Origin of the sequence: Escherichia sp. KTE31 (genome assembly GCF_000407925.1) — a bacterium.
GTDB classification, from domain to species: domain Bacteria; phylum Pseudomonadota; class Gammaproteobacteria; order Enterobacterales; family Enterobacteriaceae; genus Escherichia; species Escherichia ruysiae.
Genome location: NZ_KE136722.1, coordinates 924,521 through 943,016, shown reverse-complemented (window position 1 = coordinate 943,016; position 18,496 = coordinate 924,521). Strand labels below are relative to the sequence as shown.

Below are 18,496 nucleotides of genomic sequence, written 5' to 3'. Positions count from 1 at the left end.
TTTCATTTTTCGCGGGTATAAAAAAACGATGGGGCGGGCAGTCCGGAAGACGTCAGGTCACAGGGATTTGACCCGCCCCTCCCCTCTGGCAGTGGGAACTGGTTCTTACTTAATCCGTTCACGGGCCGTCTTCGCCTTATGACACGGCCAGCACAGACTCTGTAGGTTACTGTCTGCATCGGTGCCGCCATGCGCTTTAGGGATGATGTGGTCAACGGTTTTCGCCTCGCGCACCACACCGGCACGCAGGCACAACTGGCACAGGCCTTTGTCACGCTTCAGCACACGCGCGCGGATAACGTCCCACTTCGAACCATAACCGCGCTGATGACGGGACTGGCCAGACTTGTATTGCTTCCAGCCTTCGCTTTTGTGGCTTTCGCAGTAGCCTGATGGGTCAGTCGTGGTATGGCGGCAGCCGCGAACGCGGCAGGCTTTTGGGGTTCGTGGAGGCATCTATTATCCCTGTAGTTTTCGTTAAATATCTAACCATAACTGCAATCAGAAACCGCTTTAACACGGTTTGCTAAATAGACTTTTCAATCCAATGAATAAACGGCAAGTAAATACCAATCGTTCATTTTCATTTGAATACAAACTGTTCTGAAAGAATATTATGACAAATATATTTCGCCTGAATACTATTATCTCTCATTCTAATATATTCTTTGTGGGCAACAGATAAAGAACGACAACCGCTGTTTACACGTGGGTATTTTTCCAACATATGTTCGCATATCAAAAAAGCATTATTAATAGCATTTAATTTATGGCTTAACTCTCGTAGCTCGGCCCTTTTTTCAATACGAACATTACGACTAAGAGATAAAGGTAGCTGTGATAATGCATTTGAATAATCAGCCACTGCCATTTTCAGAGCCATTTTGGCCTTCAGAGCCTCCTGTCGCCGCCAAACATTCATTGCCCAAAAACCTAATGTAACAGTTACAATTGAACCTAAAGCCGATACAGCTGACCACACAGTTCCCCAAGGCCAGTTAAGTAATGTATGCCACATCATAACCTCCACTGAATGAAAAGGTTAGTTTATCGTAAGTGAACATCACTGGCACTATCTAAAGATTAGCTGCTCTACTAGTTGTACTCTCGATAATCTAAACAAAATGATACGTAATAAACCTGTTCATGACTAGCTCTACTAGACACATGTTTAATCATCTACAAACGATTTGTACAAACTTCCACTTTCATATTGGTCCAAAAGGTTGGACTAATAGTTAATCACGATGCATATTTTATGTAAGCTGCTACATTACACTATAAAAACGCTGGCGTCTGAATTTAAGCCCATAAGTTTTATAAAATTATCATAATACACAGCTTTATTAGGCGCATTCGCACTGATAATGAAAAATATAACTCGAGCTATTTGTCTTTCGAATGCAAAATAGCGCGCCGTGATTCAATCTTTCTGATTCCAGTTTTATCAAAATTACATTGTCCCAAGGCTGACAATAGAGCAACATTCAACTCCAGACTGGTACCATACGTCAGCGGATTGGGTATAAACGGTACAGGAGTATCAGAAGTCAGGCTGGCTGGCAGTGGTGCCACCGGAGCGCTCACGTAAACCGTTCGCGAATTTCCGCAACCGGTCAGCAGCGGCAGCAGGCACAGGACGTGAAGCACAATCATCATCCGCAACAGCCACTTTGATATCTTCCTGGGTTCTCTGTGACTCCAGTGCGATCTGCTGTTTTGCATGCTGGTTAACCTCTATAACTGTATTGACGATTTGCAGTGATTGCAGGACGTTACGGGTAATGGCTGTTGCAGATTCAACATTTTGTACAGCCTCATCAGCACGTTTCTTTTCGTGCTGATATTTGCTGTAGTAGTGGTTGGCAGACCAGATGAAAGAACCGATGACAGTAAAGAAGAATGCAGCGATAACCAGCTTATAGCTCAACTTCATTTACCACCCCACCAGCCTCTTTAAACCGGGAAATCAGGTCACCGATTTTATGTTCATACTGACCGTAACCTGCACCAGGTAACGACGCCCAGATATTGCTGCAACGATCGATAGCCTGACGGATATCACCGCGATCAATCATCGGTAAAGCGCCACGCTCTTTAATCTGCTGCAATGCCACTGCGTCCTGGCTTTTGGGGGAGAAGTCTTTCAAACCAAGCTGTTTACGGTAAGCATCCCACCAGCGTGAAAGAAGCTGATAACGTCCGGCGGCTGTTGATTTGAGTTTGGGGTTTAACGTGACAAGTTTGCGAGGGTGATCAGAGTAATCAGTAAACAGTTCGCCGCCAACAATAACATCATAACCGTGATTACGTGTCGGTTGTCGTCCGTTATCCGTTCCTTCTGACCAAGCCACCATATCAAGGAAAGCTTTACGCTGGGGATTTAGCACCTGCATAAATTACTCCTTAGAACCACCAAACTTATTACCGATTACTCTCATTGCAGCCCCACGAATAGCATCGACACCGATCAACCCAACGCCACCACCAATGGCAACAGAAAGAGATTTAGGCCATCCGACATACTCAAGAGCGGATGCAAAAGTCAGCGTCAGAGCACCACAGAGCAAAATCTCGAGCGTTTTTCGTTTCCAGCCCCCACCACCGCCAAAATATGCAATGCGCAAGCCAGCCATAACAATCGACATAATCACTGCGCCCAACGGTGTGTCTCCACGCCACCAGCTCTGGACCAACTCCAACCAGGTATTTGGGTTATGAGGCATTTGTAGTTATCTCTCACCTCGCTGATACAGCAGGTGCAAATTGAGGGAACATCATGTACCGCAAATCAGAAGCGGAAACGTCAAAGAAGCCGAACCAATGGATAACTGCGGAATAGGCCAGAACCAACGAATCCCCAGCCCCAGAAACGACAAAACCCGCTCGACGCGGGTTTAAGCTGTGTGGCGAAGTAACCACTCTTAACAGATTATGATAGTTTTTGCGTACGCGTTAGTAATTTATTATGCTCTTTACAATTGTTAGCTTAACCGCATGGAATTGACCAAAAAAATGAGCAAAGTAAGCATACGCCACGTAATCGTTCATGAGCTCTTAAAAGAATCTAATAAAGACTTCGATCACTCCAAACCATACAATCTTCGTGATACAGAACTAGATAAAACAAATGATATAGTAAAAAAATTAGTAGACGGTGTTATTGATTTGTATGGTTCAAAAGGGAACTCAGCGCATTATGGTGTTTTTATTAAAAATAAAACAAAGCAAGGCCCTATACCAGAACTATTTCATAAATACTCTTTAGTTCAACAATCTGTTTCAAGTGATTTCATTGAATTATCGAAGGAAGTTATGAAACAAATGTATAAATCTGCTCAAGAGCAGATTTGGGCTTCTGGAGGATATGTTGTTTTTACTGATTATATTTTATCTGGTTTCCGTTATCTATTGGTTACAATGATCAAAAAAACTAATGGCGTAACTATTAGTGAAAATTTAGAGCCAGAGGAAATGATTCACTTAGAACTTGGCAATATTAACCAAGCAGCAAAAATAAATTTCAGATATTATGAAGAATACCAAAAAGCAGATGACTTAAAAAAAACAGACTTAAGTTATCTAAGCTTTATAAGCAAAACTACGGGACAGTCAGCGGCAGCATATTTTATAGCAGCATTAGGATGTGACAAGGGGATTGCTTCAGCAGGTGCAACCCGTAAGTTACCAGATGAAATAAGGCGTTTCTTTAAGAAAGAACCTCTTTTAAAAAATCAAGCAGAGTCATTTAGAAATGATGTTATCAAATACTTAGAAAAGCAATTTGACAACGAGCACTCTGCAAGGCTTTCTGATATCGAATCGCTTGCTTCAGGCCATATGTCCGATTTAAAAGAGGAAGAAAAAACAGAACTTGTTGATAAATTAATGAAACACCTCAATAGTGAGGAAGTCAGAATCCCATCAGAGTTCGTAATCAATAAAAACTCCTTAGATAAAATCCGCAATGTGATATATAAAACCCCATCATTGAGCTTTCACTTCGACAAGGATTTACTCGGTGTCACAACTGATGCTAAAATATATTATGATGACGAAAACCAAAGCCTAACATTTAATAATTTGCCTGTTGAAGCATTAACTAAGATAAGAAGAGCGTTGAAAGAAACTGATAACCCGAGTAATGAAGAAGATAAAGAATGAATGATTTTAGTATAATAGTTAATCTGTATAGATTATCAAGCTATCCTCATTTTGACGGGGCTAAGTTTTCTGCGCGTATAGCTTATAATGCAGACGTAAAATCATTGTTCAAAAGAATTTTGAACCCTACTTTTCAAGCTGGTACAGCTGACGAAATAGAGGTGGATGGTCATTTAATTTATGATTATGAAGACTTTCCTGAAAAGGGAAATTTTCTTACATACTCGTTTAAAATTTCACAAGGAAGTGCGAATCGTTTTTATAAAAATAAAAACGAGTTTGTAAAAATAAACACGCTCAAGAAAGGCATAATGCCAGAGTATTTCTATATTATAGAGGATGATTTCTATTCATTAGAAACACCAAAACCTTCTTATATCCAAAAAATTGAGGACATTTGTGAGCTAATCAATGCTCTTTCCATGCTTGCTCATTTCCATGATATAAAAAAAGATAGCAAAGGTACATTTTATCGTTTAGTCTTTATTTTAAACTCAGAGTCTAAATCTTCTTCTGCTGTAATTGAAACAAATATTACAGAAGAAATTTTTAATGATAAAACAGTAAATACTCAGTTAGTTAAAACATTAGTAAGTAGTGAAGCTACTACTGATGCCCATCACATTGAAAAGATTAACACTTTCAGAAACACAGTTATTGAGTATGTTAATAAAAATGGAAATTCCTTTGTCGAGTTAATTAACAAGTGGGATTTCATATGCGAACTTTATACGAACAACTTAGCTGCTTATATGTCGGCATTTTCTTTTCATAAAGCAAGGAAAGAAGTTGTTGATGCTGAACTCGATTACTCAGAAAAACTGTCAAAAATAATTTCAGAAATTTCTAACAAAGCTCTTGCAATACCTATTTCACTAGCTGGTTCAATTGCTATTTTCAAATTAACAACAAAAACTGATTGGATTATTGCTTTAATTGGATTGATTATCACAGCAATAATAACATCTGCAATGATTGTGTCACAAAAAAAACAACTCGCTCGTATTTCACACTCTAAAGAAATACTTTTTGGACAATTAAGATATAGAATAAAGGATGACACCAGCGATCTTAAAGAGAGCTTAGAAGAGGCTATTAAAAAATTAAATGACAATGAGGATTTTTGTCATAAGGTGCTTGACAGTTTATTATCACTAGCATGGATGCCTACATTCATAGGCATCATCGGTATTTTATTTAAATTAATGCCAAATATTACTTGAGCATGTACATAACCCCATTAATGAAACCTAACGCAGTCTGCAATTGCTTCCGGATTGTTCCATCTGAGCATCTGCGTCTCTTCGCAATAGAACGCAGTGAAATACCTATAACGAAGTGAGCAATGATCAGCTCATATTCGTCTGGTTTATACTTACACAAGCGGGCAACACAGCCGTCTATCATGATGCCTTCATCATCATCACACTGAAGGCGTATTTTTTTACCATGAGGTAAAAGCCCCTTAAAGCCTGCTGCTATCGGCTGCCAGTCCACACCACTGTTATCTGCTGCAGCCCACGCTCCCCAGCGGTCTAAAACTTCATACATATCACGCATCAACTTTCTCCACAAAATCAGGCCAGCACGCCAATTGCCAGCGCACGATCGATAAAACGAAATATCAGCTCCAGCTGGGAGCCATACTTCTCTTCAAATGCCACGGTATCCGCATGCAGCTCGTCGTGATGCTTTCTGCACAAAGGCAACACAAAAAGGTCATGCGCTTTTGTTCCCATTCCACCCTGACCGTGACCTATCAGGTGGTGGGGATCATCAGCAGGCTTTCCACAACATGCACACGGCTGTGTCTTAACCCAGCGCGTGTACTTTTCATTAACCCAGCGGCGACGTTTGGGGCGTAACATAAAAGACTCCGGCGACTCCGGCTCCACTTTCAGCGCCAGCACCTTTTTCGCCTTATCCTGGATGATGCTGGTGGCAGGAACCGAAGGAACAAGGTCACTTTCCCGGGTGACAGACGGCACAACAGGCTTCGGTAATCTCAGTGCCTTACGGGCTGCACTTTCCGGTAAGGCATCCGCCAGGTCATTACGAACCAGCCACCAGCATAGTTCCGGCATTGTCACAACGTGACTATCATCAAAACCGAGATCCCGACGCACAACAGACAACACCCAGCGGGCACAGTTATCCGTTGCCATTGATTCCAGCCGTTCCGTGAACTGATCGCGCAGCTGGTTATCGCAGTGCCAGCACAGACGGATTGCACCCGGAGCGTGTCGCATTGTGGTCATGTTCTCGCTGTGCCAGTCGGAATGAGGCCACTGGCAGCCTTTTTCACGAAGTAACCAGCTTTCAAGACATTCCACGCCACCAGCACGACGGATCACTGCCTCATCGCGGAACACGGCCCGAACGGCAGGATCATCCGCCAGCGGTTGTGATGCCGCCGGAACGGCACCACTGGCGAAAGATGAATAACGCTCCGGCTCAGGCTCCAGCAGGACACGCCCCTGCATAAACAGGGGCATCAGCTCTGAACCTGGCCTGAACAATACGATCCCCATACGCGGGGCAATTTCAGGGGTCAGTAGTGCTCTCACGGTCACCTCAATGAACGGTATCGAGCAGCTTTAACAGCTCAGGGAATCGGGATTCGAAGAAATGCGGCTGCGTCTCGCGCGGATTTGCGGGACTGGTGATGTTCTTGCCGAACATGCAGCCTTTCGCTGTCAGCGACCAGAATTTTTTGATGTTGTTAATCGCGGTACGGCTGTATCGTTCGCGCTGCTCGACGATCCCCAGCTTCACCATCTGGTGATATGCCTGATTAGCCGTCAGGCGGATACCATACTGTTTCAGCAGTGCACTCAGTGACAGTGTCGGGCGACTTGAGCCATCGTGTGCATCAGCTGGAGCATCAATGGCATAGCGCGGTGCCAGATTCGGTAAGCCAACAGCCTCCTGGAGTTTCTGACAGGCACCAAGCACTGAAGAGTTAGACAGGTTTAACTCCCTGCGCATAAAGTCCAGCAGAATCACGCCAGCCTGCATCTTGTCAGCAGCCTGTCCGGATAATTTTTCCGGTGTGCTGGTTACCATGTCGAAAGTACGGATCACCTTCAGATGGAATGACGGGCTGATCCACATTGCATAGGCATACACCAGTTCTTTGCAGACATACGTCCCCTGGTTATTTCCGCCACGAATAACGTTAACTGGCTCTATATTGACCGAGTTGCAAATCTGCAACTCGCTTATTAAACGTTCAGTTTGCTCATTGCGGAGCCAGAATGCAGGCTTATGCTTATCCAGAGAACCGGCAGCCCTGTGCAGATCGTTCAGGCTGTAACGACCATAAGCATCACGACGAACTTCAATACCATCAATGACCATCAGATTATTCATACTTCGTTTCTCCTCTTGATCAGGCGGCTGCACCCGCCGTTTTCTCGTACTTACTGATAGTGATCTCGACCTTCCCTTCCGGGATAACCGGTCCCCACTCCACCAGCATTCTTTTCACCTGACTGTCGTCTTCCCACACACCCGCGTGGGTCAGGGCGTCAAACAGCGCCTTGTTATAGTTGTCCAGATCGCGGATCCGGTTATCCGGAGGAAACAACACGATCTCCACTGAAGCAGGTGCCGACGTTGGTTTCGGCAGACGACGTAACTGCTCAACTATTGCTGCGCACGCTGCGCTCTGGAATTTTCGCCCCACCGCGTTTATCAGGCTCTTACCAGCAAACGCCCCTTTGTTGGGGTGTCGCCAGTACGTGTTCACGCTGGGCGGAAAAGGCAGGATCAGCTTCATACTTTCAGGCCCCTCTCATGTAACCAGTGGGTTGCACGCAGCCTTGCGTTTTCCTCACCGGCAAGCAGTGCGCGGATAATCCCGACCGCCTCGCTGTCGTCGTCCTTCACCGCGGTATGAAGCGTTATCCCCCGGGCCACGCCACGCTTTATCGTGATGACGCCTTTTTTCTCCAGTGCGCGAAGATGCTCTACCGCTGCATTCACTGAACGGTATCCCAGCATGGTTGCCACCTCCTGATTGGTTGGCGGAAAGCCACGCTCTTTCTGATAAGAAATCAGCATATCCAGCACCTGCTGCTGGCATTGAGTTAACGTCGTCATTACGCCCCCACGTAATTCCCTGACAGATACCACTCATCACTCGATACAGCGCGCTTGCTGCTTTTCCGTAAACACAGCTCACGACGCGCCAGAAAATTGTTTCGTTCTGGCTGGGAGTGGCTTTCACGGAATGCCGCCATCCACACGGTTGCAGCACGACGGTATAAGCCCCTGGACTCCAGTTCTTCAGCCTGGCGGGTCAGGCACAAAATCACCCGTGGATCGTTAGTGCCGACATAGAAATTGCGCACAGGTCTGGTTTCTCGAACCGGTTGTGGTTCCGGTTCCTGCGCTCTCTCAGTCAGGCGCGGGAGATGTCTGCGTGTATCTCCTTCACAACGGTGAGCCACACGCCCACTCTGACGTAACTTGCTTGCAGACTGCAGAACGCGCTGCCGTGAGTAACCTGCAAAAGCATCCGCAATGTCTCCAGAAGTACACCCCGGATGGGCTTCAATGAATTTCTGAACGTCATTTAACAGACTCATGATCATCCCCTGAATCCTGCCGGGATCTGGCTATAGTCCACGTTGTCGTAACTGGCTTTGAAGTACGGGTCTTCGCGTTTTTCGGTGTACGTGCTGACGGACGGCGATAAGCGCAGGGAAAGCTCATCCCATTTTTCCCGCAACTTTGACGGGCTGAGCACGTTACGGCACCAGAACGGATCGCGGCTGACGCGGCTGTACATCTCGCAGATTTGTTTGTGAGTACGACCATCCTGCACACACATCAGGCGAATTTCGTTTGCCCAGGCTGTCCAGTTCGGTTCTTTGGGACGAACCACCTCGCCGTCACATTCGGCGGCCTGCTCGTACAGGGCAATGATTTTTTTCCAGAGCCACTGTGCACAGGTCAAATCATCCTGCGTCCCCCACTGGCGCTTTTTAGGGCTGAATACAACCGCATCAGGATGGCGAGTTAAAAAATCCTGTTCAGCCGTCTGCGTGTCCGGTTGCGAAGCGTCCGGACGAGAAGGTTTTTTATCTGACGGATCATGTTTTGATTTTACTGACGGATCCCCGCCAGATTCTGACGGGTGAAAACCCGCTTTTTTGCCAGATTTCGACGCATCAAATTTTGACGGGTCAGATTTTGATGCGTCAGATTTTGACGGGTCAGAATCTGACAGTTGAGAAAATGCCGCTGCCTGAAGCTTCGCAACGTTAAGCTGATAAACATTCGACGCATTGCGGTTACCCTGGCGACGCGCCTTACGCGTTAACCAGCCTTCTGCTTCCAGCCGTGCGATAGCCGTTCTGACGGTACTCATCCCCGCGCCAATCTGACGGGCAATGGTTTCAATTGATGGCCAGCACACACCTTCGTCATTACTGAAATCAGCCAGGCGGGCCATAATTGCCACGCTGGATAACTTCATGCCTGATGCAGCGCAACCATCCCATACATAGCCGGTTAATTTAGTGCTCATGACCGGCCTCTATTTCCCTGAATTTACGACGAAACTGTTCGAGCGGACTGAAGCATTCATGCTCATAACCTCCGCGGAGGTAGATAACCCGTTGTGTTTCCGGCTCCCAACGAATGACTCTGACGGGCACTCCGTAGTGATCTTTGAACCAGCGGTTAACTTGTCGCAAAGGACTGCCTCCTTCTGCCGGTTGAAATCACCCACAGCCCACTCTGCAAAGCTGTGGGTTACAATTTCCCTGTCACCTGGTACATTTACTGCATAGCAATACTCCACCTTCGCTTTTCCACCTGGTACAGGAAGTGCAATCAGTTGCGAGCGACGGTAGTGTGTTGTTAAACTGTTCATGCGTTAGTTTCTCCACAACCAGAAGCAATCGACGCCACGACGCCCGGAGCTGCACACTCGCGGGCGTCATTACTTTCTGAAATGCAAAAAATTTTGTAGACAAGTGCTGCATGCTCCTGCAGCTTCGAAATTGAGAGATACAGCTCGTCGTTAATTGCTGTCTTCTCATGCGGTTCCACCACACCGTCTTCGATTGCCGAACGAATCTGTTTGGAATAACTGCCAATCTGTTCAATGACTTCCAGCAGGCGCTGGTTAATATCGGCGTTATCCACATCCTCGACGTCAGGAAGAGACACAAAGACGCCATTTGCAGACTGCGCCACAGCGTCAGCAATGAAGTGAGTGCCACCAGCACGTTGTAAAATCATTGCCCATCCCAGCGGGAAAATTTGATCGCCATCGGCACGAAGGCGGTTAAATAATGCGTTCTCTGTTACATCCAGCCAGTCAGCTGCTTCAGCGTAACCCCCCGGCAACGCTGCGATAGTTTTTCTGACTGCTTTCACGTACCACTCAGGCTGTTTTTCTACTTTCCAGTGATGCTTACCCACGGTTCACCTCCTGTTCCTGTGGTTTAAACCCATTCTGGTTTTGGCTAGATTGAAAACGTGCCGGATAAAGAATCTGCATTTCGCTGATTTCACCCTTAAAAAAATTGGCTAAACGTTCTGCAAGCTCGATAGATGGAATCTGCTCCAGCCTCTCAATACGACTCAACGTCGCTGGATTGACTTGAACACCCGCAGCAACATGCTGCAAAGTGAAACCATGCGCCTTACGCACATTTCGTAATGGTGATTGCATATACCCTCCAAATATTGCGCGTTATGCATGTTATTTCACGCAAGTATTTTGCGCAAGTTGATTTGCTTATCACGCAATAAAGAAATGTAATAAACGCATGAACATAGGAAACCGAGTCAGACAACTTCGCCAAGCGAAGAACATGAAAATCGCCGATCTCGCTGAAGCAATAGGAGTAGATGCGGCGAACATCTCGCGCTTAGAAACGGGTAAGCAGAAACAATTTACCGAACAAACACTGAGTAATATTGCCAAGAGCTTAGGTGTTGATATTGCTGATCTCTTTACCTCTGCCCTCAAAAGCAATACTGTATATAAAAACAGTAATAATGAGGATGTTGCGCAGGTGAAGGATGTGTTCCGTATTGAAATGCTGGATATCAGTGCCAGTGCGGGAAATGGCCTTATCCAGGGCGGTGATGTCATTGATGTGATTCATGCCATCGAATACAGAACTGATAATGCTGTATCAATGTTCGGCGGACGACCAGCCAATCACATCAAAGTTATCAACGTTCGTGGGGACAGTATGTGTCCAACCATTGAGCCAGGAGATCTCATCTTCGTTGATGTCAGCATCAATCAGTTTGATGGTGATGGTATATATGTCTTTGGTTTTGATGACAAAATATACGTTAAAAGACTTCAAATGATTCCTGACAAACTGCTGGTGATTTCTGATAACCAGATTTACCGTGAATGGGGAATTACTAGCGAAAACGAACACCGATTCATGGTCTTTGGAAAGGTCTTAATCAGTCAGTCGCAAACCCTTAAGAGACATAATTAACCTCAATATCCCATCCATCAGCCACCGAAAGGTGGCTTTTTATCCCTCCATCATTTTGCAAATCCCGCAAATATTACTTGCATGCCTCGCAATTTAATTTTATCTTTTGTTCCAGACCAACTACAGGATTACAACAAAATCTGGTTGCAACATGGTGCCTGTGTCGTAAGCGGTCAGTAAATGTCAAAAATGAACAGGCAGGACGCCCACTAAGTAGCCGCCTGGGGCATATGAAGTCCAGGATGATTCGTTAGCAACAAAAAAGCGCCCTACAGGACGCTTCGCTCTTTAACAATCTGGGTATCCATCAACAATCAAGCTTTAGGCTTTGGCCCAACTGGTTGTGGAGGTCTTGGGTTAGCCGGTTTATGACCACCAGCTCTTTCAACCATGGGGATTTTTCCTCGGTAGATCTCCAGCCAACCATGCGGCGAACACCTCTTGCTTGCAGAGTTCCCTGGTTGTATCAGTAAGGCCCAGTACAATCGTTGCTCTTTTCTGAGCTGGTAATTCCAGGCAACCCCAAGGTTTTGAATCGGCGTTTTGCAAATGTTTAAAACGCGCGAGTAATTCCTCTTCCGTAAGAGAAGGTTCATCGGTGATTAGTTCCAGATATAAGCGAGCTTGTTCAGTTGCAATACCTGAAGAGCGGGAGAATTGATAAACAACTTGGCTAACCGATAAGGCTGCGATAAATGCGCCAAACCAAACGTAGCCAGTGATAGAAACAAAAACACCACATCCCGACAAAATAATTAGGAAAGTCATCAACCGGTCGATGCGACCAGTCAATGTTGCAAACATCTTTTCGAGGTAATGCGAATAATGAAGATCAAATATCAAGTCACGCCGGGACATGTTTCACCTCAGTCTGAATCATCAGGTTTTGGCGGTGGTTCTGGCCTCTTGTAAGGAGGCATGTGCCGCTCTTCATAGCCATTGCACTTCATAAAAAAAATCCTTTTGTTGTTGGGGATAACCAGATTAACCGAATCCTTGTTGTTGGGGAATAACCAGGTCCACCTCGCCTGATGTGGCTAAAAGCAGGCACATAACAGCTAAGTATTTTCAACCAGAGAGAATTCTTAGCGTTGTGGTGAATGCGGCTCAGCGCACGCGGGTTAAGGTTGAGGCTGACAGTCGACCTTCTGTGGATACCCACCCGCCTGGTGTGCAACCTTCGCCAGGCACCGGGAGGCACCCGGCACCACAACTTTATGCTGTGTGTAGTCCTGGCGGTACCAGTTTGTACCCTTGCTTCCGGCTGGTACCGCTCTTTTTACAAAACAGAGAAGAGCATCACCGGACGACGGGCTCATAACCCAATCCATCCGGGCGGCTGCCACCGCAGGTGTTCTTCTCTGTTTTGTGGAGAAACTAACCGACCTTGCAGGGTCGATATGATGAGGAGCAGCAAAATGGCTAGCGAACGCAGTACTGATGTGCAGGCATTTATCGGGGAGCTGGACGGCGGCGTATTTGAAACCAAAATCGGCGCAGTTCTCAGTGAAGTCGCTTCCGGTGTGATGAACACGAAAACCAAAGGTAAGGTCTCGCTCAACCTAGAAATCGAACCGTTTGATGAGAACCGAGTGAAAATCAAACACAAACTCTCATATGTTCGCCCGACTAACCGCGGGAAAATTTCCGAAGAAGACACCACCGAAACGCCGATGTATGTCAATCGCGGTGGTCGCCTGACTATTCTGCAGGAAGACCAGGGACAATTACTGACTCTTGCCGGTGAGCCTGACGGAAAACTCCGCGCAGCAGGTCGTTAATATCGTTCTTAATAAACTGATTATTTATCTCATCACTGAATATCTTTATATAGTGAGGACTTATTATGTCTCAGAACTTAGACGCAACCGCAATTAATCAAATCCATGCCCTTATTTCTGCTCAGGGTGTTAATGAAATTATCAGTAAGATTGGTGCCGATGCTGTGGCATTGCCTGAGAATTTCCGCATTCATGATCTGGAAAAATTTAATTTAAATCGCTTCCGTTTCCGTGGTGCGCTTTCCACTGCCAGCATCGATGACTTTACCCGTTATTCTAAAGATCTTGCAGATGAAGGCACCCGCTGCTTTATCGATGCCGATAATATGCGAGCCGTCAGTGTGCTTAACCTGGGTACTATTGATGAACCAGGTCACGCAGATAACACCGCCACTCTCAAACTGAAAAAGACAGCACCGTTCTCTGCCCTGTTGTCTGTTAACGGCGAGCGTAACTCCCAGAAGTCACTGGCAGAATGGATTGAAGACTGGGCCGACTACCTTGTGGGCTTTGATGCTAATGGTGACGCCATTCAGGCAACCAAAGCGGCTGCGGCGATCCGTAAAATCACAATTGAAGCGAACCAGACCGCTGATTTTGAAGATAATGACTTCAGCGGCAAACGCTCCCTGATGGAGTCTGTCGAAGCGAAGACCAAAGACATTATGCCAGTGGCATTTGAATTTAAATGCGTTCCGTTTGAAGGTCTGAAAGAACGTCCGTTTAAATTACGCCTCAGCATTATCACTGGCGATCGTCCTGTACTGATACTACGCATTATTCAGCTGGAAGCAGTGCAGGAGGAAATGGCTAACGAATTTCGTGATCTGCTTGTTGAGAAGTTCAAAGACAGCAAAGTAGAAACCTTTATTGGTACTTTCACCGCCTGATTTCATTACTGCAAATGCCCCTGCGGGGGCATTTATGGAAACGTAATTGACTCAATATTCGCCTGATGGCGAGGTTTTTCTTTAACCAAATTTCAGCGCGGTGCAGCGCATATAACGTGGAGAACAAAATGTCATTTATTAAAACTTTTTCCGGGAAGCATTTTTATTATGACAGGATAAATAAAGACAACATCGATATTAACGATATCGCGGTTTCCCTTTCAAATATCTGTCGCTTTGCAGGACATCTTTCACACTTCTACAGCGTCGCCCAACATGCGGTGCTTTGCAGCCAGCTGGTACCGCAGGAATTTGCTTTTGAAGCGTTAATGCATGATGCAACAGAAGCTTATTGTCAGGACATCCCCGCGCCACTGAAACGCCTTCTTCCTGACTATAAACGGATGGAAGAAAAAATAGACGCCGTAATCCGTGAGAAATACGGGTTACCCCCGGTTATGAGCACGCCTGTGAAATATGCCGATCTCATCATGCTGGCAACCGAACGCCGCGATCTCGGGCTTGATGATGGCTCTTTCTGGCCTGTACTGGAAGGCATCCCGGCAACAGAGATGTTCAACGTGATTCCACTGGCACCGGGCCATGCCTACGGGATGTTTATGGAACGTTTTAACGAGTTATCGGAGTTACGCAAATGCGCATGAATGTTTTCGAAATGGAAGGGTTTCTTCGTGGGAGATATGTACCGCGAGATCTGAAAGTGAATGAAACAGATGCTGAATACCTGGTGCGCAAATTCGATGCGCTTGAAGCTAAATGTGCAGCACAGGAAAACAAAGCAATACCAGTGTCAACTGAACTGCCACCAGCAAATGAAAGTGTTTTGTTATTCGATGCTAACGGAGAAGGCTGGCTAATTGGCTGGCGTTCTCTCTGGTACACCTGGGGACAAAAAGAAACAGGAGAATGGCAGTGGACATTTCAGGTCGGGGACCTTGAAAACGTCAATATCACTCACTGGGCAGTAATGCCAAAAGCACCGGAGGCTGGAGCATAATGACCACTTTTACCGACAAAGAACTGATTAAAGAAATTAAAGAGCGTATCAGCAGCCTTGACGTGCGAGACGATATTGAGCGCCGTGCTTATGAAATCGCACTCCTATCTCTGGAAGTAGAACCAGATGAACGCGAAGCTTATGAATTATTCATGGAAAAGCGTTTCGGTGACTTAGTAGATCGTCGGAGAGCAAAAAACGGCGATAACGAATACATGGCATGGGATATGACTCTCGGTTGGATCGTCTGGCAGCAACGAGCTGGTATCCATTTTTCAACAATGTCACAACAAGAGGTGAAATAATGGAGCCATACAGCCTCACACTCGATGAGGCCTGTCATTTTCTCAAGATATCCAGACCGACTGCCATTAACTGGATACGCACAGGGCGTCTTCAGGCAACACGCAAAGATCCCACTAAGAATAAATCTCCTTACCTCACAACACGACAAGCCTGCATTGCGGCTCTTCAGTCTCCGCTGCATACTGTCCTGGTGAGCGCGGGTGATGGCATAACAGAGGAAAGAAAATGTCACTCTTCCGCAGAGGTGAAATATGGTACGCCAGTTTCACATTGCCGAACGGTAAAAGATTTAAACAGTCTCTTGGAACAAAGGACAAAAGGCAGGCGACAGAACTCCATGACAAGCTAAAGGCTGAAGCATGGCGGGTCAGCAAACTTGGTGAAATACCTGATATAACGTTCGAGGAAGCTTGTGTCAGGTGGCTTGAAGAGAAAGCACATAAAAAATCACTGGACGATGACAAAAGCCGGATCGGATTCTGGCTTCAACATTTCGCAGGAATGCAACTAAGAGACATTACTGAATCAAAAATTTATTCAGCAATGCAGAAAATGACGAACCGGCGTCATGAGGAAAACTGGAAACTCAGGGCAGAAGCATGCAGAAAAAAAGGGAAACCTGTTCCAGAATACACGCCAAAACCAGCGTCCGTTGCAACGAAGGCTACGCATCTTTCATTTATAAAGGCCCTACTAAGAGCCGCAGAGCGTGAATGGAAAATGCTGGATAAGGCACCAATTATTAAAGTGCCTCAACCAAAGAATAAACGGATCCGCTGGCTGGAGCCCCATGAAGCACAAAGGCTGATTGATGAATGTCCGGAGCCATTAAAGTCTGTTGTTGAATTTGCACTGGCAACAGGCTTAAGACGCTCGAACATCATCAACCTTGAATGGCAACAAATAGATATGCAGCGCCGGGTGGCATGGATAAACCCGGAAGAGAGTAAATCAAACCGCGCAATTGGCGTTGCGCTGAATGATACTGCATGTCGCGTATTGAAAAAACAAATCGGGAATCATCACCGTTGGGTATTTGTGTACAAGGAAAGCTGTACCAAACCAGACGGAACGAAAGCGCCAACAGTAAGGAAGATGCGGTATGACGCAAACACAGCCTGGAAAGCGGCGCTGAGACGGGCTGGTATTGATGATTTCAGATTTCACGACTTGAGACACACCTGGGCAAGTTGGCTGGTTCAAGCCGGAGTCCCTTTGTCAGTGTTACAGGAAATGGGAGGCTGGGAGTCTATCGAAATGGTTCGTCGATATGCTCACCTTGCACCTAATCACCTTACCGAACACGCACGGCAAATAGACTCGATCCTGAACCCATCGGTCCCAAATTTGTCCCAGTCAAAAAATAAGGAAGGTACTAATGATGTGTAACTTATTGATTTTAATGGTGCCGATAATAGGAGTCGAACCTACGACCTTCGCATTACGAATGCGCTGCTCTACCAACTGAGCTATATCGGCCCTGAAAGGACATGTTCACGAACGTGAATCACGGTGGACAAGGTTAAAACTAACCGGGCGATGCGTCAATGGCCTTGTGAATCAAACGGCTACTTTTGCATCACCCGGTTTTATTTACGCACGAACGGTGTAATCACCAATGCCGATCCACTTGTAAGTGGTCAGTGCTTCCAGCCCCATTGGGCCGCGCGCGTGGAGTTTTTGTGTGCTTACCGCGACTTCCGCCCCCAGACCAAACTGGCCGCCGTCGGTAAAACGCGTAGAGGCGTTAACGTAAACAGCGGAGGAATCCACTTCGTTAACAAAACGCTGGGCGTTGCGCATATCGCGGGTCAGGATCGCATCAGAGTGTTGCGTGCCGTGTTCACGAATATGCGCGATGGCATCGTCCAGATCGCTGACGATTTTGACGTTCAAATCTAATGACAGAAACTCATCGTCGTACTCTTCCGCTTTAACAGCCACCGCCTTCGCGGGGCCTGCTTGCAACTGCGCTAATGCAACTGCATCAGCGTGTAATGTCACGCCACTTTCCGCCATTTGCTTGCTTAATGCAGGCAGGAAGCTATCAGCGATGTTTTTATTCACCAGCAACGTTTCTACCGTATTACACGTACTCGGGCGCTGGGTTTTCGCGTTGACGATTACTTTCAGGGCTTCAGCGATCTCTGCACTTTCATCAACGTAAATATGGCAGACGCCAATACCGCCCGTGATCACCGGAATTGTCGACTGTTCGCGGCACAGTTTATGCAAACCAGCCCCGCCGCGAGGGATCAGCATGTCGATGTATTTATCCATGCGTAGCATTTCACTGACCAACGCGCGATCCGGATTATCAATCGCCTGTACAGCACCTGCCGGTAAACCGCAGGATTGCAGGGCGTCCTGAATCACCGCCACCGTTGCAGCGTTGGTGCGACAGGTTTCTTTACCACCGCGCAGGATCACCGCGTTACCGGTTTTCAGGCACAGGGAAGCGACATCAACCGTCACGTTCGGGCGCGCTTCATAAATTACGCCAATCACCCCCAACGGCACGCGACGACGCTCCAGACGCAAACCGCTATCCAGCACACCACCATCAATCACCTGCCCCACCGGATCGGCGAGATTACACACCTGACGCACATCATCGGCAATGCCTTTCAGTCGCGCGGGCGTCAGTGCCAGACGGTCAAGCATCGCTTCGCTAAGGCCATTGGCACGCGCGTCAGCAACATCCTGGGCGTTAGCGTTGAGGATGCTTTCGCTTTGTGCTTCCAGTTCATCGGCGATCTTTTCCAGCACACGATTTTTTTCGCGGCTGGAGAGTTGCGCTAATTTATACGAGGCTTGCTTCGCGGCAATGCCCATTTGTTCCAGCATCGGCCTGCT

At 46.7% G+C, this 18,496-nt stretch carries 28 protein-coding genes, 1 tRNA gene and 1 pseudogene; 11 read left to right on the top strand and 19 right to left on the bottom strand.

Annotation, left to right across the window (positions count from 1 at the left end; all coding sequences use genetic code 11):
* Positions 1-105: 105 nt before the first annotated feature.
* From WES_RS16395 to WES_RS16415, 6 genes are all read right to left on the bottom strand, one after another.
* The gene (locus WES_RS16395; RefSeq protein WP_001135210.1) at positions 106-456 is read right to left on the bottom strand and encodes an HNH endonuclease; all 351 of its coding nucleotides are present in this window, start codon (positions 454-456) and stop codon (positions 106-108) included.
* A 127-nt stretch (positions 457-583) separates the two neighbouring features.
* Positions 584-1,021, bottom strand: a complete 438-nt coding sequence (locus tag WES_RS16400; RefSeq protein WP_225896238.1) for a hypothetical protein — start codon at positions 1,019-1,021, stop codon at positions 584-586.
* A gap of 365 nt (positions 1,022-1,386) precedes the next feature.
* A complete protein-coding gene (locus WES_RS24465; RefSeq protein WP_122986386.1) occupies positions 1,387-1,659 on the bottom strand; it encodes an Rz1-like lysis system protein LysC in 273 nt (90 codons plus the stop codon).
* Entirely contained in the window at positions 1,544-1,936 is a 393-nt protein-coding gene (locus tag WES_RS16405; protein ID WP_012599940.1) for a DUF2570 domain-containing protein, read from the bottom strand. The genes WES_RS24465 and WES_RS16405 overlap by 116 nt, the downstream gene beginning before the upstream one ends.
* Positions 1,920-2,396 carry a glycoside hydrolase family 24 protein gene (locus tag WES_RS16410; protein WP_016159277.1) on the bottom strand — a complete coding sequence of 159 codons (477 nt, stop codon included), beginning with the start codon at positions 2,394-2,396 and terminating at the stop codon, positions 1,920-1,922. Before WES_RS16410 ends, WES_RS16405 begins: the two co-directional genes overlap by 17 nt.
* Before the next feature lie 3 nt (positions 2,397-2,399).
* The gene (locus WES_RS16415) at positions 2,400-2,726 is read right to left on the bottom strand and encodes a phage holin, lambda family (protein WP_001120496.1); all 327 of its coding nucleotides are present in this window, start codon (positions 2,724-2,726) and stop codon (positions 2,400-2,402) included.
* Between the two features lie 289 nt (positions 2,727-3,015).
* On the opposite strand from WES_RS16415, the gene WES_RS16420 reads away from it, so the two are divergent.
* A complete protein-coding gene (locus tag WES_RS16420) occupies positions 3,016-4,164 on the top strand; it encodes a nucleoid-associated protein (protein ID WP_224691776.1) in 1,149 nt (382 codons plus the stop codon).
* Positions 4,161-5,387 carry a hypothetical protein gene (locus tag WES_RS16425; RefSeq protein ID WP_016159279.1) on the top strand — a complete coding sequence of 409 codons (1,227 nt, stop codon included), beginning with the start codon at positions 4,161-4,163 and terminating at the stop codon, positions 5,385-5,387. The genes WES_RS16420 and WES_RS16425 overlap by 4 nt, the downstream gene beginning before the upstream one ends.
* On the opposite strand, the gene WES_RS16430 is transcribed toward WES_RS16425, so the two are convergent.
* The 10 genes from WES_RS16430 to WES_RS16475 form a co-directional block, all read right to left on the bottom strand.
* Positions 5,380-5,724, bottom strand: coding sequence for an antiterminator Q family protein (locus WES_RS16430; protein WP_016159280.1), 345 nt, complete (start codon positions 5,722-5,724; stop codon positions 5,380-5,382). The genes WES_RS16425 and WES_RS16430 overlap by 8 nt on opposite strands.
* A 17-nt stretch (positions 5,725-5,741) precedes the next feature.
* Positions 5,742-6,731: a DUF968 domain-containing protein gene (locus tag WES_RS16435; RefSeq protein WP_016159281.1), complete on the bottom strand. Its 990-nt coding sequence runs from the start codon at positions 6,729-6,731 to the stop codon at positions 5,742-5,744.
* A gap of 7 nt (positions 6,732-6,738) precedes the next feature.
* The gene (locus WES_RS16440; protein ID WP_016159282.1) at positions 6,739-7,536 is read right to left on the bottom strand and encodes a KilA-N domain-containing protein; all 798 of its coding nucleotides are present in this window, start codon (positions 7,534-7,536) and stop codon (positions 6,739-6,741) included.
* A 19-nt stretch (positions 7,537-7,555) separates the two neighbouring features.
* On the bottom strand, positions 7,556-7,945 hold the full coding sequence (locus WES_RS16445; protein WP_016159283.1) for a RusA family crossover junction endodeoxyribonuclease: 390 nt from the start codon (positions 7,943-7,945) through the stop codon (positions 7,556-7,558).
* On the bottom strand, positions 7,942-8,268 hold the full coding sequence (locus WES_RS16450) for a LexA family protein (protein ID WP_000210156.1): 327 nt from the start codon (positions 8,266-8,268) through the stop codon (positions 7,942-7,944). The genes WES_RS16445 and WES_RS16450 overlap by 4 nt, the downstream gene beginning before the upstream one ends.
* Positions 8,268-8,762, bottom strand: coding sequence for a PerC family transcriptional regulator (locus tag WES_RS16455; RefSeq protein WP_016159284.1), 495 nt, complete (start codon positions 8,760-8,762; stop codon positions 8,268-8,270). Before WES_RS16455 ends, WES_RS16450 begins: the two co-directional genes overlap by 1 nt.
* The gene (locus WES_RS16460) at positions 8,759-9,700 is read right to left on the bottom strand and encodes a helix-turn-helix domain-containing protein (RefSeq protein ID WP_000104942.1); all 942 of its coding nucleotides are present in this window, start codon (positions 9,698-9,700) and stop codon (positions 8,759-8,761) included. Before WES_RS16460 ends, WES_RS16455 begins: the two co-directional genes overlap by 4 nt.
* Complete coding sequence (locus WES_RS22315; protein WP_071599046.1) at positions 9,690-9,869, bottom strand: DUF4222 domain-containing protein; 180 nt, start codon at positions 9,867-9,869, stop codon at positions 9,690-9,692. The genes WES_RS16460 and WES_RS22315 overlap by 11 nt, the downstream gene beginning before the upstream one ends.
* 175 nt (positions 9,870-10,044) lie before the next feature.
* Positions 10,045-10,602: a protein YmfL gene (gene ymfL, locus WES_RS16470; protein ID WP_000515846.1), complete on the bottom strand. Its 558-nt coding sequence runs from the start codon at positions 10,600-10,602 to the stop codon at positions 10,045-10,047.
* Positions 10,595-10,855: a helix-turn-helix domain-containing protein gene (locus WES_RS16475; RefSeq protein WP_001191672.1), complete on the bottom strand. Its 261-nt coding sequence runs from the start codon at positions 10,853-10,855 to the stop codon at positions 10,595-10,597. Before WES_RS16475 ends, ymfL begins: the two co-directional genes overlap by 8 nt.
* A 97-nt stretch (positions 10,856-10,952) precedes the next feature.
* Here WES_RS16475 and WES_RS16480 point away from each other — a divergent pair, with 97 nt between their 5' ends.
* Positions 10,953-11,645, top strand: coding sequence for an XRE family transcriptional regulator (locus WES_RS16480; protein ID WP_001353346.1), 693 nt, complete (start codon positions 10,953-10,955; stop codon positions 11,643-11,645).
* A gap of 384 nt (positions 11,646-12,029) precedes the next feature.
* Here the strand turns inward: WES_RS16480 and WES_RS16485 are convergent, their stop codons facing one another.
* A complete protein-coding gene (locus tag WES_RS16485) occupies positions 12,030-12,503 on the bottom strand; it encodes a hypothetical protein (RefSeq protein WP_016159286.1) in 474 nt (157 codons plus the stop codon).
* 235 nt (positions 12,504-12,738) lie between these two features.
* On the opposite strand from WES_RS16485, the pseudogene WES_RS23915 reads away from it, so the two are divergent.
* From WES_RS23915 to WES_RS16515, 8 genes and pseudogenes are all read left to right on the top strand, one after another.
* A pseudogene (locus WES_RS23915) lies at positions 12,739-13,049 on the top strand (hypothetical protein).
* Between the two features lie 14 nt (positions 13,050-13,063).
* Entirely contained in the window at positions 13,064-13,426 is a 363-nt protein-coding gene (gene yfdP, locus WES_RS16490) for a protein YfdP (RefSeq protein ID WP_000135682.1), read from the top strand.
* A gap of 65 nt (positions 13,427-13,491) precedes the next feature.
* Positions 13,492-14,316: a YfdQ family protein gene (locus tag WES_RS16495; RefSeq protein ID WP_016159287.1), complete on the top strand. Its 825-nt coding sequence runs from the start codon at positions 13,492-13,494 to the stop codon at positions 14,314-14,316.
* A 128-nt stretch (positions 14,317-14,444) separates the two neighbouring features.
* Entirely contained in the window at positions 14,445-14,981 is a 537-nt protein-coding gene (yfdR, locus tag WES_RS16500) for a 5'-deoxynucleotidase (protein WP_000008249.1), read from the top strand.
* Entirely contained in the window at positions 14,972-15,334 is a 363-nt protein-coding gene (locus WES_RS16505) for a phage protein (RefSeq protein WP_016159288.1), read from the top strand. Before yfdR ends, WES_RS16505 begins: the two co-directional genes overlap by 10 nt.
* Positions 15,334-15,639: a protein YfdT gene (gene yfdT / locus WES_RS16510; protein WP_000206732.1), complete on the top strand. Its 306-nt coding sequence runs from the start codon at positions 15,334-15,336 to the stop codon at positions 15,637-15,639. Before WES_RS16505 ends, yfdT begins: the two co-directional genes overlap by 1 nt.
* Positions 15,555-15,989, top strand: a complete 435-nt coding sequence (locus tag WES_RS24460; RefSeq protein WP_137272504.1) for a helix-turn-helix domain-containing protein — start codon at positions 15,555-15,557, stop codon at positions 15,987-15,989. The genes yfdT and WES_RS24460 overlap by 85 nt, the downstream gene beginning before the upstream one ends.
* Entirely contained in the window at positions 15,911-17,029 is a 1,119-nt protein-coding gene (locus WES_RS16515) for a tyrosine-type recombinase/integrase (protein ID WP_001132557.1), read from the top strand. Before WES_RS24460 ends, WES_RS16515 begins: the two co-directional genes overlap by 79 nt.
* A gap of 14 nt (positions 17,030-17,043) precedes the next feature.
* On the opposite strand, the gene WES_RS16520 is transcribed toward WES_RS16515, so the two are convergent.
* Both WES_RS16520 and proA read right to left on the bottom strand, forming a co-directional pair.
* Positions 17,044-17,119: transfer RNA gene (locus WES_RS16520), tRNA-Thr, on the bottom strand.
* A gap of 114 nt (positions 17,120-17,233) precedes the next feature.
* Positions 17,234-18,487, bottom strand: coding sequence for a glutamate-5-semialdehyde dehydrogenase (proA, locus tag WES_RS16525; RefSeq protein WP_016159289.1), 1,254 nt, complete (start codon positions 18,485-18,487; stop codon positions 17,234-17,236).
* Positions 18,488-18,496 lie beyond the last annotated feature (9 nt).